At 74.1% G+C, this 15440-nt stretch carries 14 protein-coding genes and 1 tRNA gene; 9 read left to right on the forward strand and 6 right to left on the reverse strand.

Going from position 1 to position 15440, the window contains the following annotated elements; translation table 11 throughout:
- The first annotated feature begins 111 nt into the window (after positions 1–111).
- The 4 genes from LIV37_RS31155 to LIV37_RS31170 all read left to right on the forward strand — a co-directional run bounded on the left by LIV37_RS31155 (position 112) and on the right by LIV37_RS31170 (position 3956).
- On the forward strand, positions 112–1377 hold the full coding sequence (locus tag LIV37_RS31155) for a M6 family metalloprotease domain-containing protein (RefSeq protein WP_020871063.1): 1266 nt from the start codon (positions 112–114) through the stop codon (positions 1375–1377).
- Positions 1378–1567: 190 nt separating this feature from the next.
- Positions 1568–1975, forward strand: a complete 408-nt coding sequence (locus LIV37_RS31160; protein ID WP_020871064.1) for an AMP-binding protein — start codon at positions 1568–1570, stop codon at positions 1973–1975.
- Entirely contained in the window at positions 1972–3210 is a 1239-nt protein-coding gene (locus tag LIV37_RS31165; RefSeq protein ID WP_276064849.1) for an AMP-binding protein, read from the forward strand. The genes LIV37_RS31160 and LIV37_RS31165 overlap by 4 nt, the downstream gene beginning before the upstream one ends.
- Before the next feature lie 140 nt (positions 3211–3350).
- Positions 3351–3956, forward strand: a complete 606-nt coding sequence (locus tag LIV37_RS31170) for a response regulator transcription factor (RefSeq protein ID WP_020871066.1) — start codon at positions 3351–3353, stop codon at positions 3954–3956.
- A gap of 110 nt (positions 3957–4066) precedes the next feature.
- Here LIV37_RS31170 and LIV37_RS31175 read toward each other — a convergent pair whose 3' ends face one another.
- The 3 genes from LIV37_RS31175 to LIV37_RS31185 all read right to left on the reverse strand — a co-directional run bounded on the left by LIV37_RS31175 (position 4067) and on the right by LIV37_RS31185 (position 8087).
- Positions 4067–5287 (reverse strand): sensor histidine kinase, encoded by a 1221-nt coding sequence (locus tag LIV37_RS31175; protein ID WP_243146131.1) that lies wholly within the window; start codon positions 5285–5287, stop codon positions 4067–4069.
- Positions 5288–5425: 138 nt separating this feature from the next.
- Positions 5426–7834 (reverse strand): TOMM precursor leader peptide-binding protein, encoded by a 2409-nt coding sequence (locus LIV37_RS31180; protein ID WP_020871068.1) that lies wholly within the window; start codon positions 7832–7834, stop codon positions 5426–5428.
- Between the two features lie 7 nt (positions 7835–7841).
- Positions 7842–8087 carry a hypothetical protein gene (locus tag LIV37_RS31185; RefSeq protein ID WP_020871069.1) on the reverse strand — a complete coding sequence of 82 codons (246 nt, stop codon included), beginning with the start codon at positions 8085–8087 and terminating at the stop codon, positions 7842–7844.
- A 183-nt stretch (positions 8088–8270) separates the two neighbouring features.
- On the opposite strand from LIV37_RS31185, the gene LIV37_RS31190 reads away from it, so the two are divergent.
- The 5 genes from LIV37_RS31190 to LIV37_RS31210 all read left to right on the forward strand — a co-directional run bounded on the left by LIV37_RS31190 (position 8271) and on the right by LIV37_RS31210 (position 14070).
- Entirely contained in the window at positions 8271–9095 is an 825-nt protein-coding gene (locus tag LIV37_RS31190) for an AfsR/SARP family transcriptional regulator (protein WP_020871070.1), read from the forward strand.
- Positions 9096–9463: 368 nt separating this feature from the next.
- Positions 9464–10699, forward strand: coding sequence for an FAD-dependent monooxygenase (locus LIV37_RS31195; protein ID WP_020871071.1), 1236 nt, complete (start codon positions 9464–9466; stop codon positions 10697–10699).
- A gap of 93 nt (positions 10700–10792) precedes the next feature.
- Positions 10793–11743 (forward strand): GlxA family transcriptional regulator, encoded by a 951-nt coding sequence (locus tag LIV37_RS31200; RefSeq protein WP_020871072.1) that lies wholly within the window; start codon positions 10793–10795, stop codon positions 11741–11743.
- Positions 11744–11846: 103 nt separating this feature from the next.
- A complete protein-coding gene (locus LIV37_RS31205) occupies positions 11847–12674 on the forward strand; it encodes an SDR family NAD(P)-dependent oxidoreductase (RefSeq protein WP_020871073.1) in 828 nt (275 codons plus the stop codon).
- Between the two features lie 91 nt (positions 12675–12765).
- Positions 12766–14070, forward strand: coding sequence for a nucleotide disphospho-sugar-binding domain-containing protein (locus LIV37_RS31210; RefSeq protein ID WP_121824299.1), 1305 nt, complete (start codon positions 12766–12768; stop codon positions 14068–14070).
- Positions 14071–14148: 78 nt separating this feature from the next.
- Here the strand turns inward: LIV37_RS31210 and LIV37_RS31215 are convergent.
- From LIV37_RS31215 to LIV37_RS31225, 3 genes are all read right to left on the reverse strand, one after another.
- Positions 14149–14222 (reverse strand) — tRNA-Lys (locus LIV37_RS31215).
- A gap of 56 nt (positions 14223–14278) precedes the next feature.
- The gene (locus LIV37_RS31220) at positions 14279–14950 is read right to left on the reverse strand and encodes a bifunctional DNA primase/polymerase (RefSeq protein ID WP_020871075.1); all 672 of its coding nucleotides are present in this window, start codon (positions 14948–14950) and stop codon (positions 14279–14281) included.
- 114 nt (positions 14951–15064) lie between these two features.
- Positions 15065–15430, reverse strand: a complete 366-nt coding sequence (locus LIV37_RS31225) for a hypothetical protein (RefSeq protein WP_020871076.1) — start codon at positions 15428–15430, stop codon at positions 15065–15067.
- Positions 15431–15440: the final 10 nt, after the last annotated feature.

Raw genomic sequence — 15440 nt, forward strand, 5'->3', positions numbered from 1 at the left:
TACGTACCCGGATCGCGGCCTCTTCACTCGACCAGCCCAGCCCAACAGGGCGTACCCCGCCAATTCACCTCAGGGTGGAGTGGGTGTTCCGACTACGCCCGGGAGGTCGACATGGTGCGTCCTCAGGTACCCGAGGGGGTGCACCGGCAGCCTCGGCTGCGTCGGACCGGAGCCCTGCTCACCTCGCTGAGCGCGCTCATCGCGACCACCGTGGTGGCGGGTCCCGCCGTCGCGGCCGGCCCCGGCGGCCCCTGTGACCTGGAGCGCACCGACGCCCACCACTCGGAGGGCGTGGACAGCTGGAACTCCCGCTATCCGCGCCCGGCCCGCCGCCTGGACGCGGCGATGGTCTTCCTGTCCTTCCCGGACGCCCGGCCCCGGGTCACCCCCGCCCAACTGGCCGCCGACCACATCCCCGCGACCCCCAATTTCTTCAAACGGGCCTCCTACGGGAAGTTCGGTTTACGGGTGCATCCGCTGCGGCGCTGGATCACCATGCCCCAGCGCTCCACCGCGTACGCCATACAGCGCGACTGGAACGCCCAGCGCCGCGCGGCCTATCTGAGCGACGCCATCGCGGCCGCCGATCCGCACCTCGACTTCGCCCGCTACGACCTCGTCTATCTGGTCGCCGACCCCGACGCCCCGGGTGTGGACGCCGACGCGACGAAAGTGGTCAACTTCGAAAAGCCACTGCGCGCGGACGGTGTCGAGCTGCGCCGCCTGGTCACCGTTTTCGAGCACCATCCGCCGGACCGCAATGTGCTGGCCCATGAAACCGGGCATGTCTTCGACCTGCCCGACCTCTACCACCGGCCGAAGGACACCGACGGCAACGCCGAATGGGACACCTACGTCGGCGACTGGGACCTGATGGGAAGCCAGTTCGGCATGGCACCCGATCCGTTCGGCTGGCACAAGTGGAAGCTCGGCTGGCTCGGCGCGCGCCAGGTGGCCTGCGACCGCGCCACCGGACCGCGCCGGTACACCCTCCGGCCCCTCGCCGCCCCCATGGCGCGCGGCCGGTCCGGCCCCGACACCCGCACCCGGCTGGTCGTGGTCCGCACCGGGCCCACCACCGCACTGGCCATCGAGGCGCGCGGCGGCAGCGGCAACGACGCGGGCACCTGCACCGAGGGCGTGCTGGTCTACCGCGTCCGCAACGACAAGGCGTCGGGCGACGGCCCCGTCCAGGTGCTGGACGGCCACCCCGCCACCTCCGCCTGCTGGAACGAGTCGGTCTACCCCGAACTCGCCGACGCCCCGCTCGGCGTCGGGGACACCATGTCGGTCAAGGACGACGCCGTACGGATCACGGTGGCGGGCCGCGCCGCCGACGGGGGCTGGACCGTCCGGGTCAACCGCAGGGCGCGCTGATGACGGCCGATGACGGGGCCGCGACGGTCCGTCGGGCCGCTGCCGGACCCGTGCCGATGCCGCAGGTCGGGCCGGTGCCGGACCCCGGCCTAGGACCGGTGCTCGCTCCTCACCATTGATCAAGTCGGCTTCGAGGTGGCGCTTCGAGACTGTGGGCCCCTTTTCGACGTCGGGCGCCCGGGAGTTGAGAATGCCGCGATACGCGAATCTGACCGAGGCCCTGAAGGAACGGGCCCTCTCGCGCCCCGACGGCACGGCGCTCGCCCACCCCGCCGCCGATGGCACCGAACACCGCGTGTCCTACGCCGCCCTCGACGCCCGCGCCGACGCCGTGTCCGCCTGGCTGCGCGCCCGGGACGCCACCGGCCGCCGGGTGCTGCTCGCCATGGACCCCGGTCCGTGCGCGGCGGTGGCGCTGCTCGGCTGTCTGTACGCGGGGGCCGTCGCGGTGCCCGTGCCCGCGCCGTCCGCCTCCCGGACCGATGCCGAGCGCACCGCCTCGATCGTCCGGGACGCCGCCGTGGACCTCGTCCTCACCGAGACCGCCCACGCCACCGAGACCTCGCGCGGCTCTCCCGAATCGGCCGCGCCGGTCTGACCTGCCTCGCCGTCGACGGACTCCGCCCCGACGCGTGCGCCGACACGCCCCGGCAACCCCTCCGCACCCCCGCCGACAGCCTCGCGCTGCTCGCCTACGACTCCGGGCCCGCCACCGCCCCGCGCGGCGCCCTGCTGACGCATGGCAACCTTACGGCGGCCATGGCCGGGCTGCGGCGGACGCTCGGCACCGACCGCCGCTCCCGGATCGGCGGCTGGCTGCCCCGCCGCCACACCCCCGGGCTGATCGGGCAGGTGCTGCACCCCTTATGGCTCGGCGCCACCGCCGTGACACTTCCCGCGGAGCCGTACCGCACCGATCCGCTCGGCTGGCTGCGCGCCATCAGCCGCCACGGGATCACCGAAACCCTCGCGCCCGACTTCCTCCACGCCCGCTGCGCCGCCCTCCTCGGCGACGAGCCACCGGCCGGGCTCGACCTCTCCCGCTGGCGGACCGCGCTGAACGCCGGGGAACCGGTCTCGGCCGGGACCATGGCCGCCTTCCCCCACCGCTGCGCCCCGCTGGGCCTGCGCCCGGGCACCCTGGTGGCCGGTTACGTCCCGGCCGAGGGGACGCCGGTGCCGCTGGCCACGGGGCGCACACCGGTGCCGGGCGCGGACTTCGCCGTCGCGGACCCGCTGACCGGGCGCCGGCTGCCGGACGGGGCGCCCGGGGAGATCTGGGTGCGCGGCCCCGCCGTCGCCACCGGCCACTGGGGCGGTCCGCCGGACACCGCGCTGCTGTTCGCCGCCCGCGTCGCCGAGGGGCCCGGCGGCTTCCTGCGCACCGGCGATCTCGGCCTTACGGTCAACGGCCGGCTCCGGATGACCGGCCGGGTCCGTGACGCCCTCCTGGTGGACGGCCACACCCTGCACCCCCAGGACGTGGAGCGCGAACTGCTGGGCTGCGCGAAGGCGCTGGGATCGGCCCGGGTGTTCTGCGCCGGGCCCGGTGCGGGGGCGCTGGTGGTCGTGCAGGAGGTCGTCCGTACGGCTGGCGGGGCGCGCAGCGGGCTGCCCCGGCTGGCGGCCCGGATCCGCGCCCTGATCGCGGAGGAGTTCGGGGTCGAGACCGGCGCGCTGCTGCTGGTGCGCCCCGGCACCGTGCGCGGGGCGGGAACCGCCAAGGTACGGCGCGCCCTGCTGCGCGAGCGCTATCTGCGGGGTGAAGTGCGCGCGCTGCACGCCGAGTTCGGGCCGGGGGCCGGTGAGCCCTGCCGGGGTGGTGCGGCGTGAATAGGGGGCGCACGGTCGCGTGCGTGCTACGGGATGGGCGTTCGACGGGCGTATTTGCCCGCGAATCGATGGAATGGCCGAGAGGGCGGGGGAATAATCCCCATGCGGGGTGAGGCCGGGCGGGGAAAGCAGGGGGCGGCATGGTCAGGGTGCTGATCGCGGAAGACATGCATATGTTGCGCAAGGCACTGGTCGCCCTGCTGGAACTCGAACCGGATATCGACGTGGTCGCCGAATTCTCCGACGGCGCCGAAATCCTGCCGCGCGCCCGAGAGCTCCGCCCGGACGTCGCCGTCCTCGACATCGACCTGCCGGGCGTGGACGGGCTCACCGCCGCCGCCGAATTGAGCACCGCCGTCCCCGAATGCCGCACCATGATGCTCACCAGCCTCGGCCGCCCCGGAAACCTGCGCCGGGCGCTGGCCGCCCATGTCTCCGGCTTTCTGCTGAAGGACAGCAGCCCGGAGAAGCTGAGCGACGCCATCCGCGCCGTCGCCAAGGGCGAGCGGGTGATCGATCCCCAGCTCGCGCTGGCCGCCCTGGACGACGGCCCACAGCCGCTGACCCCAAGGGAGCTCGAGGTCCTGCGGTTCGCCGCGAAGGGCGAGGACTCCGGGCAGATCGCGGCCAAGCTGTTCCTGTCGGTGGGCACGGTGCGCAACTATCTGACGTCCGCCGTGACCAAGCTGGACGCCCGCAACCGGGTGGACGCCATCCGGATCGCCCGCGAGGCGGGCTGGCTCTAAGACGGCGTACGGCGTTCCCGCGTGCTGGGCAGGCCGTCAGGGGTTCCATTGCGCCGTCAGCGGCCAATACACCGGCAGGAGCGGTCGCGCCGTTGGGCCCCGTCACGCCGTCACGCCGTCACCGTCGGACCCGGGCCGTACTCCCGGCCGCTCCGCGGCGGCGCGTCCACGGACACATCCAGCTCCGCCCGTAACTCGAACCAGCCGTCCGACCGTACGCCCGCGCGTAGCCGCCCGTCGAGGTTCTCCACCCGCACCCGGAGGTTGCCGATGCCGCTGCCGCCGTCCGAGCTGTCGGCGCGCAGGATCGTGGACGGTCGGCCCACCCCGTCGTTGACGAGGGTCAGTGACACCCGGCGCCCGCTGCGCCGCGCCTCGACCGCGCAATGGTCGGCCTTGCTGTGGCGCAGCACATTGGTCAGCCCCTCGCGCAACACGCTCGCCAGCACCGTGTCCACCAGCTCCGGCAGCGGTCCGCAGTCGATCTCGGCCGTGGCGCTGATGCCCGCCGCGGCCAGCATCGAGCGGGCCGTGGCCGCCTCCGCCGACAGCGACATCTTGCGATAGCCGCTGGCCACCGCCCGTACGTCGGCGAGGGCCTGACGGGAGGTCTGCAGGATCTCCGAGAGTTCCTGCTGGGCGCGGGAGTTCTGCCGTGGCACCAGCCGGTGCACCAGCTCGCATTTGAGGGTGATCGTGGACAGGCTGTAGCCCAGCAGATCGTGCACGTCCCGGGAGAACCGCAGCCGCTCCTGGGCGACCGCCAGCCGGGCCAGCTCGGCCCGGGACCGGGACACCTCGGCGACCAGCCCGGACAGCCGCGAGAGCCCGAAGACCACCAGCCCGGTCAGCGCGGTGGAGACCGAGGTGTACGCGACCTGACCCCAGCCGAAGCCCACCTGGAACAGCAGCACGTCCGTGCACAGCAGGATGGCCGCGAACGCGGGCCACGCCAGCGCCGGGACCAGCACCAGCAGCGAGGAGCCGGCCAGGAAGCCCGGCATGCCCAGCCAGGCGTGCTTGAAGATGGCGAAGGGGGCGAAGGTCAGCACCGTCTGGAGCGCCAGCGTCCAGCGCCGCGCACCGCTGAGCCGGGGCGCGAGGCCGGGGAAGGAGTGCAGCATCTGGAGACAGAGCAGCACGGTCATCGGCAGCAGGGCAAGACCGAGCATCGCCGCGTCGACCGACCTGCCCGAACGATTGCCGTCGACCACGTAGGTGACGGCCACGGCGAAGTACCCCACCAGCACGAGGACCGTGATGACCACGGCCAGACGCGGCGCCAGACCGTCCTGGTGGCGCGGTGGATGGTTCCCGGCATCGTCGGGCAAGAGGCTCCCCTGCACTCGTCCTCCGGATGGTCGGGCCGGATTGGGTGGCTTGCCCGAGAGTATCCGATCTTCACCTGGGGTGGAGAGAGCCTGTGGAAGGCTCATGGTGTACGCAGAGTTACCGGATATCACGGGGGATCACAGGAAAAACGGAATCGGGTTGAGATCCGCGTAGGGCGTGGGCCCCGGCAACCGGCCGAGTGCCACGGGGGCGTCGAAGAGCCGGCCGGGCGCGAACCGGGCCCAGTGCGGGCGCATTCCGGGCACCAGCACCTTGGCCACCGGCAGCCCCACATCCGGCCGGGTCTGGTCCAGTACCAGCAGTTCCATCCCGCGCCCGCGCACCAACTCCCGCACGGCGGCCGGCGCACCGCCCTCCGCGGGCTCCGCGGCGCCGGATATCCCCGGGGGCGGTGGGGCGGCCGGATCAGGCGTCAGATACGGATGGTCGGCGAGGGCCGCGGTACGGAACCAGCGCAGCGCCTCGGGCTCGGCGGCGCCGTAACCACCACCGTCGGCGCGGGCCTCGACCACCGCCGGAAGCATCTGGTTCAGCTCGGCGAAGGCGTGGCACAGCGCGGTGTGCCGGTCGAAGTGGGCGCCGAAGCCGAAGGTGATGTCCTCGGCGGGCTTGTCGAGGCGCCGGGAGAGCGCGGCGACCACCGGGATGCCGAAGTCCGTGGTGAGGTCCAGGGCCCACACCTCGCGCCGCACGCCCCGGTGGGCGGCGCGCACTTCGGCCAGCCACGGGTCGTCGAAGGCCTCCAGGGCCACGGCGGGCTGCCGGGTGCGGTTGTACCACCACAGGGCGACCGCGTCCCGCTCCACGAGCTCCAGGAAGCCCCGTACGACGGCGTCGGCCAGGGTGGCGCCCGCCGCCGCGCCGTTGGAGCCGGCCCGGCAGCAGCGGTGGCCCGGGGGCTGCGGGGCGCCGTAGTACAGCAGCGCGGTGGGCAGCAGCCGGTGGCGCTCGGCGGTGAGCGACCACACCGGGGTCCAGTCCAGCTCCGCGCCCTCGTCGAACGGGTCCTGGACGCGGTGGCGCGCGGGGAGGGCGGGGTCCCGGAACTGGCGCGGGTCGAAGAGCTGGACGGTGTCCGGATGCACCGCGTCCTCCGGGCGCAGATCGCGGTAGCGGGCGCGCTGACGCGGCTCGTCCCCCTGGAAGTGGCCGCTGTAGTGCTCCAGGGCCTCGCACAGCGCGCTCGCCCGCGCCTGTTCGGCCGTGCGGCCCTTACCGTGGGCGGCGGCCCGCAGCCCGGCCCTTACGGCGTCCAGGCCGCTGTGGGGGCCCGCCCCGGCGTACGAAGGGTGGCGGGCGTGGAAGCAGTTGAGGACGGCGGGGCCGCGCGGATCGCGCCGGATCTCGGTGACCAGTCCGGTGACGGGGTCCACGAGATGTCCGTAGCGCTCCAAGATTCCGCGCGGGGAGGTGTCGGCCGCGGTCTCGGTCGGCGGCTCCTTTGGCGTCCTTGGCTCTCGTGGCTCCCGTGGTGAGGGCAGCGACAGGGGCGCCCGTATCCGGGCCGCGACCAGCGCCGGATCGCCGCAGCCGGCGCACTGCGGGCGTCGGGAGAGCGGATGGCGGTCCACGGTGGCGGTGAGACTGTCCAGGGTGCGCAGCTCCCGCTGGCCCGGGTGCCGGTACCCGGCCAGCCACTTGGCGGCCTCAAGGGCGGCGAGCTGGAGCGCGGCGGCGCGGCTCGCGGGCAGGGAGGCGGGCGGCCGCGGCACCGGTCCGCGGCGGCCGAGCCGGCGCTGGAGATACGCCTCGGCCTGCCGTCCGCGCCACAGCCGGTCGGCCAGACAGACCCAGCACGGATCGTCCGGGGCGCCGAGGAGCGGGCCCAGCCACGCCTGGGTGCCCACCGGTTTGACGGGCAGCCAGCGACGGCCGGCGGCCCGGTGCGCGGCGTCCACGGCGGCGAGCCGGGGATCGAGGTAGTCATCGCACACCACAAGGGTGAGTTCTGCGGCGTCATGTTGACGAATGGCGATTTGACATATCTCCCGCCGAGGACTATCGGCCCCCGAGGCCGTCGGATCGCCTTCCGCCGCCTCCGCGTTCACGGACCCCGGGTCCGCGGTCCCGGCGTCCACCGTCCTCAGCCCTGCGACGCGCAGCGCCCGGACCACCTCGTCCGGGTCGGTCGAGCCGAGCACCAGCGGGGCCACGGCGGGGCGGGCGGACGCGGGCGTGGGGGCCGGGGCGGAGCCGCCCGTGCCCAGCCCGGCCAGCTCCCAGTACGCCTCCTCGGGGCTCCAGGCGTGCTCCCGCTCGGAGACCAGCCCGGCCGCGCGGAGACGGGCGATGACGCGCTCGGCCTGCCCGGCCGGGACCGCGCCGGGCGGGCCCGCGGCACGGCCGGGCGCGGCGGCCTCGGTGAGGATGTGGGCGAGGTCCCGCGACCCGTCGAGCAGTGGTGCCAGCGCGGCGATCGCCCGCCCGTGCAGCGCCGTGACCCCGTGCTCGGAGACGAGGTAGACGGCCTCGCCGGGCACCGGCTCGACCCGCAGATGTGGTGTGAAGCCCAGTTCGCCGGTCATTGCCCGGTCATTCGGCGCCGACGGTGCAGATGCAGATGCCGGGCGCGGGGATGGGCCAGGCGGCGTCGGAGAGGTCCTCGATGACCAGGTCGTCGTCCTCGGCGGGCGGACGAACGGCCTCGGCGGTCTTGGCGCGCTCGGTGATCTGGACGGCTCCGGCGACCCCGGCGACCCCGGCGACCTCGGTGTTCTTGGCGGGATGAGCCAGGGCGGCGGGGCTCGTGGACTCATGTGGGACGGGCGTATCGGTCATCGCGGACTCTCTTGTCGCCAGGGGTGTGAATTTGTCATGGTGCGAGGCTCTGGAACTCATATCGAGCTCGGTACTCCGGCACTGGCCGCGCAGGCCGCCCACAAGCGAGGCTCTTAGATGCCTCGGTGGCAGGGCCGCGCGGCCAGGAGGCACTTGACGGACCGTTGACGGAGGTACAGGACCATGGACATCAAGGTGTTGGGGCCGCTGAGCGTCGAGGCGTGCGGTCAGTCGATCGTGCCCAGCGCGGGCAAGCCGCGCCAGATCCTTGCACTGCTTTCCGTCTACGCCAACCAGATGCTCCCGGTGCCCACTCTTATGGAGGAAATCTGGGGCACACAGATGCCGCGCAGCGCACTCACCACTTTGCAGACCTACATCCTGCAGCTGCGCCGCAGGCTGGCCGCTGCCTATGGCCCACAGGCCCCGCAGGCTTCCAAGGACGTGCTCGCCACGCGGTACGGCGGATATGTGCTGGAGGCCCAGCCGGGCGCGGTGGACATCCATGAGTACGACCGGCTGGTGGCCGCGGGGCGGGACGCGCTGGACGCCGGGGACGATGTCCAGGCGTCCCTGCTGCTGCGCGAGGCGCTGGCCGTCTGGCGCGGCCCCGCGCTGGTGGATGTGAAGGTCGGGCCGGTCCTGGAGATCGAGCTGGCCCGTCTGGAGGAGAGCCGGCTCGGCGTCCTGGAGCGCCGTATCGAGGCCGATCTGCGGCTGGGCCGCCATGCCGAGCTGCTCACGGAGCTCACCGAGCTGACCGCCCGTCATCCGCTGCACGAGGGGCTGCACGCCCAGTGCATGGCCGCGCTCTACCGGGCGGGCCGCCCCTGGCAGGCGCTGGAGGTCTACCAGGGGCTGCGCGCCAGACTGGTGGAGGACCTCGGGCTGGAGCCGTCGCCGCGGCTGCAGAAGCTCCAGCAGGCAGTGCTCGCCTCCGACCCGGCGCTCGATCTGGACCTGCACGGCCACTGGCGCCGCCCGGTGCTCGATCTGTTCGCCGCATAGCCCCCGGCCCCCGGCCACCGGCCTCCCCAGCCGCGGCCTCGGCCCCCGCCCACAGTCGACAGCCCCCGCAGAGCAGAGCCCCGAGGTCCCCGAGGTCCCCGACATCCCCGAGGTCCTCGACATCCCCGACACCGCCCCGTCCTCGTCCGGAGTCCCGTAGGTCCCGTACCAGCCGTCCCCGTCCGGCGAACCATCCCCCCAAATACGCCCGGCGCCGCCCTTCAGCCGGGCCTGCTACGGCTCCGCTGCCCGATCCCCCCGCGCGGGCAAGCGGAGCCGTAGCGCGTCCAGGGGCTGTCACAGGCGCCCGATGCCCGATGCCCATGGCCTGAAGCCCTGGACCCTGAGCCCGACCAGCAGGAGGCGCGATGATGCGCGAGATCGACACCGATGTGTGCGTGGTCGGGGGAGGCCCGGCCGGTCTGGTGCTGGCGCTGCTGATGCTGCGGTCAGGCGCTCGGGTGACCGTGGTGGAGTGCGCCCGCGCGCATCAGCGCGTGGTCCGCGGCGAAATACTCCAGCCCGGCGCGATGGAGTTGTTGGACGCGCTCGACGTGCTCGCCGGCGCCCGCGCCCGCGGCGCCCATGAGCACCACCGGTTTCTGGTGATCGAGGGCGAGCGGGTGCTGCTGGAGGCCGACTACCGGCTGCTTCCTGCCCCGTACGACCACCTGCTGAGCGTGGTGCGCCCCCATCTGCTGGACGAGCTCCTCGCCCACTGCCGCCGCTCGCCCGGCTTCCGCTATCTGCCCGGACGGCGGGCCGGGGCGCTGCTGCGGCGGGAGGGCCGGATCGCCGGGGTCATCGCCGAAGGCTCGCCGGGCCGCTGTGCCGTACGGGCCCGGGTCGTGGTCGGCGCGGACGGCCGGTTCTCGAGGGTCCGGCGGCTGGCGGGCATCGGGGCGGGCCGCGCCGACGCGTTCGCCCAGGATGTGCTGTGGTGCACCCTCATCACGCCCCCGGAAGAGCCGCCGGTCCGCGATGTGCGGGTGTACCGCACCGGCGGCGGCCCGGTGCTGGTCTACGGCTCCTGGCCGAACCGGATCCAGATCGGCTGGACCCTGCCGCACCGGCGCTACGGCCATATCGCCGCCCTCGGCCTCGACCACGTCAAGGAGCGGCTGGCGCGTGCCGTGCCGCGGTACGCCACGCTGATCCGCGATCAGATCCGCACCCCCGCCGACCTCGGTGTGCTCGATGTCTTCTCCGCACGCGCCGAGAACTGGGTGGCCGACGGGCTGGTGCTGATCGGCGACGCCGCCCACACCCACAGCCCGATCGGCGCCCAGGGCATCAACCTCGCGGTGCAGGACGCGGTGGTGCTGCATCCCCTGCTGGCCCGTGCCCTGGCCGAGGGCGACACCAGCGCCGAGCGGCTGGCGGAGTTCGAGCGGCGGCGTGGGCCCGATATCGCGGCGGTGATGCGGATGCAGACCCTGCAGAGCCGGGCGATCCTCTCGCAGGGCGCGTTCACCACCCGGGTGCGCCCCCGTCTCGCGCGGGCGCTGCGTCGTACGCCGCTCTATCGCAAGATCCTCCAGCGCATGGCCTACGGCAACCCCTCGATCCGTATCGCCGACGCGGGGGTGTGCGGCCGCATATGACACCCTCGAGCGCGATGGCTGGAAATCAGCTGTGCACCGGCTTCTCGCCACTCCGGCGTTGGTGCGATGCCCCCTACGGCCTAGGTTGAGGCCATGCACACTGTCGTGATCCTGGCGCTGGACCAGGTCATCGCCTTCGATCTGGCCACCCCGATCGAGGTGTTCACCCGCACCCGGCTGCCCGACGGCCGTGAGCCCTATCGGGTCCGGGTCTGCGCCCCCGCCCCCGCCGTCGACGCCGGGGTGTTCGCCCTCCAGGCTCCGTACGGGATCGAGGCGCTCGCCGAGGCCGACACCATCGTGGTGCCCGGCCGCGGCGACCCCCTGCTCCCGATCCCCGACGAGGTGGTCGAGGCGCTGCGGGACGCGGCCGGGCGGGGCACCCGTATCGCCTCGATCTGCTCCGGGGCCTTCATCCTCGCCGCCACCGGGCTGCTCGACGGACTCCGCGCCACCACGCACTGGCTCGGCGGCGCGCTGCTCGCCGAGCTCCATCCGAAGATCCAGGTCGACCCGGATGTGCTCTATGTGGACAACGGCCAGTTCCTCACCTCGGCGGGCGCCGCGGCCGGGCTCGACCTGTGTCTGCACCTCATCCGGCGCGACCATGGCTCCGCCGTGGCCGCCGACGCCGCCCGGCTGTCCGTGATGCCCCTGGAACGGGAGGGCGGACAGGCCCAGTTCATCGTCCACGACCAGCCGCCCGTGCCGCGCGGCTCGCTGTTCGAACCCCTGCTGCGGTGGATGGAGGACAACGCCGGACGGGACCTCACCCTCAACGAGATCGCCGCCCACGTCGGCATGAGCACCCGCACCCTCAACCGCCGCTTCCGTGAGCACACCGGGACCACCCCGCTGCAGTGGCTGCACCGCGCCCGGATCCGCCAGGCGCAGTATCTGCTGGAGGCCACCACCCACCCCGTCGAACGCATCGCCTCCCAGGTGGGGTTCGGCTCGCCGACCTCCTTCCGGGACCGTTTCAAGCGCGTCGTCGGCACCAGCCCGCACAGCTATCGCTCCGCCTTCCGGCGAAACGCCGGATAGCCGCCGAGCGAGCCCCCGCACAGGGTCGGGCGCGGGTCGAGGCAGGCTCGAGTCACGGCGGCGACCATGGCCTTCTCAGTGGGAACGACCGCGAGGAGCGCCCATGTTGGACCTCGGTCTGGAGGGACGCACGGTCCTGGTCACCGGGGCCACCGGGGCCATCGGCAGCGCCGCCGCGCGCGCCTTCGCGGAGCAGGGTGCCCGGGTCGCGCTCGCCTTCCGGCACCGCCACGAGATCGCCGAGGCGCTGGCCGTCGAGCTGTCAGGACCGGACCGGGGCAGGGCCTTCGCCGTGCCGTACGCCCTGGACGACGCCGCGTCGCCGCGCTGGGTCGTGGCCGCCGTGGAGGAGCACTGGGGCGGGCTGGACGTGCTGGTGGCGGCCGCCCGGCGAAGGGGCGCGCGACGTGAGCCGCACGCCCGGTTCGAGGACGTCCCGGAGGAGCACTGGCGGCCGCTCGTCGCCGACGCGTTCGCGCCCGCGATCCGCACCGTCCAGTGGGCCGTCGCAGGGATGCGCAAGCGCGGCTGGGGCCGGATCGCGCTGGTGGCCCCGCCGCACGCGCCGGAGGGCGCCCCGGGTGGGGAGTTCCACGAGGTGGCGCGGGCCGGGCTGCGAGGTCTGGTCCGCGGACTGGCGGGCGAGGTGGGCGGGGAGGGAGTGCTGATCAACGCCGTGTGCCCCGGGCCCACCCCGCCCGACCGGCCACCGACCACGCCGGTCCGGCCACCGACCCCGCCCGACTGGCCACCGACCAGGCTCGACCGGCCGCCCACCGCTACCGCGGGTCCCACCGCGTCCGAGGGCCCCACGACCCCCGAGGGCCCCACGACCACCCCTCAGGACGTCGCCCGCGCTCTCGTCTTCCTGTGCTCGGCGGCGAACGGCGCGATCACCGGCGAGACGCTGACGCTCGCGGGGCGCCGCTGAACCCGCCGGGGGTCGCGCGGAGTCGGCCCGGTGTCATGTCCATCGGCCGGACGGGTCGGTCCGGTCGGCTCGACCTCTGCGGGAGGTGACCGTGCGCGTCCTGTTCACGACCTGGGCCTCGGGTGCCCATCTCGTCCCCATGGTGCCGTTGGCCCGCGCCCTGCTCGGGGCCGGGCATCAAGTGCGGGTCGCGGTGCCGTCCGAATGCGCGGCGGCTGTCGCCCGCACCGGCCTGGTGCCGGTGCAGATCGGCGCCCTGCCCCTGGCGGTGGTCAGAGGGCCGGACGTGGCGCGCCGCCCGCGCGGCATCTGGCCCACGGAGTGGCCGGTGCGGCCCGCCGCGCTCACCCCGGAGCAGCACGGCGTGCTGCGCGCGTGCGGCGACCGGCAGGTGCGGATCGCCGAGGCGATGGCCCAGGGCCTGGTGGCCTTCGCCCGCTGCTGGCAGCCGGAGCTGGTGGTGCACGACGCGGGCGCGTACGCGGGCACGGTGGCCGCGGGAGCGCTGGGGGTGCCCGCGGTCGGCCAGCTGTGGGGGAGCGCGGCCGTCCTGCGGCTGGACCGGCAGCGGCTCGAAGGCCCGCCGCTGCCCGGCTACGCCCGGCTGATGAGGCGTTACGGCGCCGACCCGGCGCGCGAGCCCGACCTGTGGCTCGACCCCTGCCCGCCGAGTCTCGCGCTGCCCTCGCGGGCGCGGCGGCTGCCGGTGCGCTTCGTGCCGTACGACGGGACGTCGCCGTACGAGGCCCGCCGCGCCGGGGCGCACCCCGCGCGCCATGAACACCCCGGGCGCCCCGGGCGCCATGAACACCTCGGGCACTCCGGGCACTCCGGGCGCCACACCGCCGCGTCGAACGGGCGGCGTGGGCCGGGCGGCGGCCCCAGGCGCTCCGGGCCGGTGCGGGTGTGCGCGGCATGGGATGACGCCGGTGGCCCGCCGGACGCCGTACGGGCCGCGCTGTGGGCCGCCGAGGCGCGGGGTGTGGAGGTCGTCCGGGTCGGAAGCGCCGCCGAGGGGCGGCCGCCCGCCGGGCCGCTGCACCGGGTGCTGCCGGGCTGCCGGGTGCTGGTCCACCAGGGCGGGGGCACGGCGGTGCTGGCCGCCGCCATGGCCGGGGTGCCGCAGCTGGTCGTCGCGCCCCGTCTGGAGCACCAGCTGAACGGGGCGCGGCTGGCCCGGGCGGGCGCCGGGATGTATCTGCCCGCCGATGCCCTCGACGCGGCCCGGCCCGGGGCGCGGGCGGCGGGCGCCCGGCTGGCCCTGGATCTGTTCGCGTTGCTGGAGCAGCCCTCGTACGCCGCGGCGGCGCATGCCCTGCGCCGGGAGGCGCTCGCGATGCCCGGCCCGGACAAGGCGGTGCGGGCGGTCACCCGGCTCGCGGGCCCGGCGGTGTGAGTCCGCCGGTCAGACGCGACCCATGCCGTCGGCCACGCGAAAGGCCCCTCACCGAAGTGAGGGGCCTTTCACTGTCTGTGCGCCGCCAGGGACTCGAACCCCGGACCCGCTGATTAAGAGTCAGCTGCTCTAACCAACTGAGCTAGCGGCGCCTGCCGACGTAGGAGACCTTAGCACCCGGACGCCATGGAGTGAAAATCGATAAGTTTCAGCCCGGAAAGGCGGCAGGTGCGCTGGTCACAGCCGTGCTGACAAGATCACCACCGGTGCTGCGGGCCGCTCTGACGCAGGCCCACAGCAACACCTCGGGGCCGGGCAGCCAGGGGTTGCGGACATCGGGCGCGACCAGCCAGCGCGGTGACGGCATCGGGGCGGACTCCCGGGCTCCGGACTCCCGGGCCCGGGGCTCCCGGGCACTGGGCCTCCCGGCGTCGGCCTCTTGGGGATCGCCCTCCAGGGGCGCCGCCTCCGGTGGTCCGGGGTCGGGCGGGAACAGCGGCGGCACGGTCACCGCGTCGCCCCGGCCGTAGCAGAGCAGTGGGGGAGCGGCCGCGCCCCACTCCTCCCAGCCGAGCAGCGCGGGCAGCCGCTGGGCGGTACCCGGGGTGGCGAAGAGCATGACCCGGCCGCCCTGGGCCGCGACCGGTCCGGTGCCGGGGCCGTCGGTCCATAACCGGCCCACCACCCGGCGGCCGAAGAGCGCGTCCATGCTGATGACGTCGAACGCCGTACCGCACGGCAGCGTCACCGGGGCGGTCGGGGCAGCGGCCCACAGGGCCTGCACACCGCGCGGGGAGGCGCTGGCCGAGGCGAGCCAGTCCGCGCCTGCCGGGGTGACGAAGGCGGCGGTGTGAAGCGAGTCCTGCGGCGATCTGCTCATGTTTCCACCTTTACCGTCAGCGATGACGGTGTAGAGAGATGAGACGAAACCGGGACATCGGACGGCGGTATCGGGTACCTTCCGCCCGCATATGCCCCGGGCTCACGCCTGCCGTCAGTCCAGCACCTCGCCGCCCCGCATCAGCTCACGACCGAATTCGACCATCTTCTTGGCGTAGTCCTCGGTCCACTCGGCACGCTCGGCGATCACGGCGGGGGTCAGCCGATCGAACCGCCTCGGGTCGGCGAGCTGCGCGGCCGCCATCGCCTGGAACTCCATGGCCCGGTCCGTCGCCGCGCGGAACGCCAGCACCAGCTCCGTCGAGCGGGACAGCAGCTCACGCGGGTCTTCGATCGACTCCAGGTCGAAGAAGTGCGCCTCGTCCGACGCGGCGGCGGCCGGTTCGAAGAGCAGGGGCGCGGGCTTCAGCCGCCGGGGCGCGGAGCCGTGCCGGCCGTGAGCCGAATCCGGCTCGGGCATGTGATCTCTC

This window comes from Streptomyces rapamycinicus NRRL 5491 (assembly GCF_024298965.1).
In the GTDB taxonomy this organism is placed as follows: Bacteria; Actinomycetota; Actinomycetes; order Streptomycetales; family Streptomycetaceae; genus Streptomyces; species Streptomyces rapamycinicus.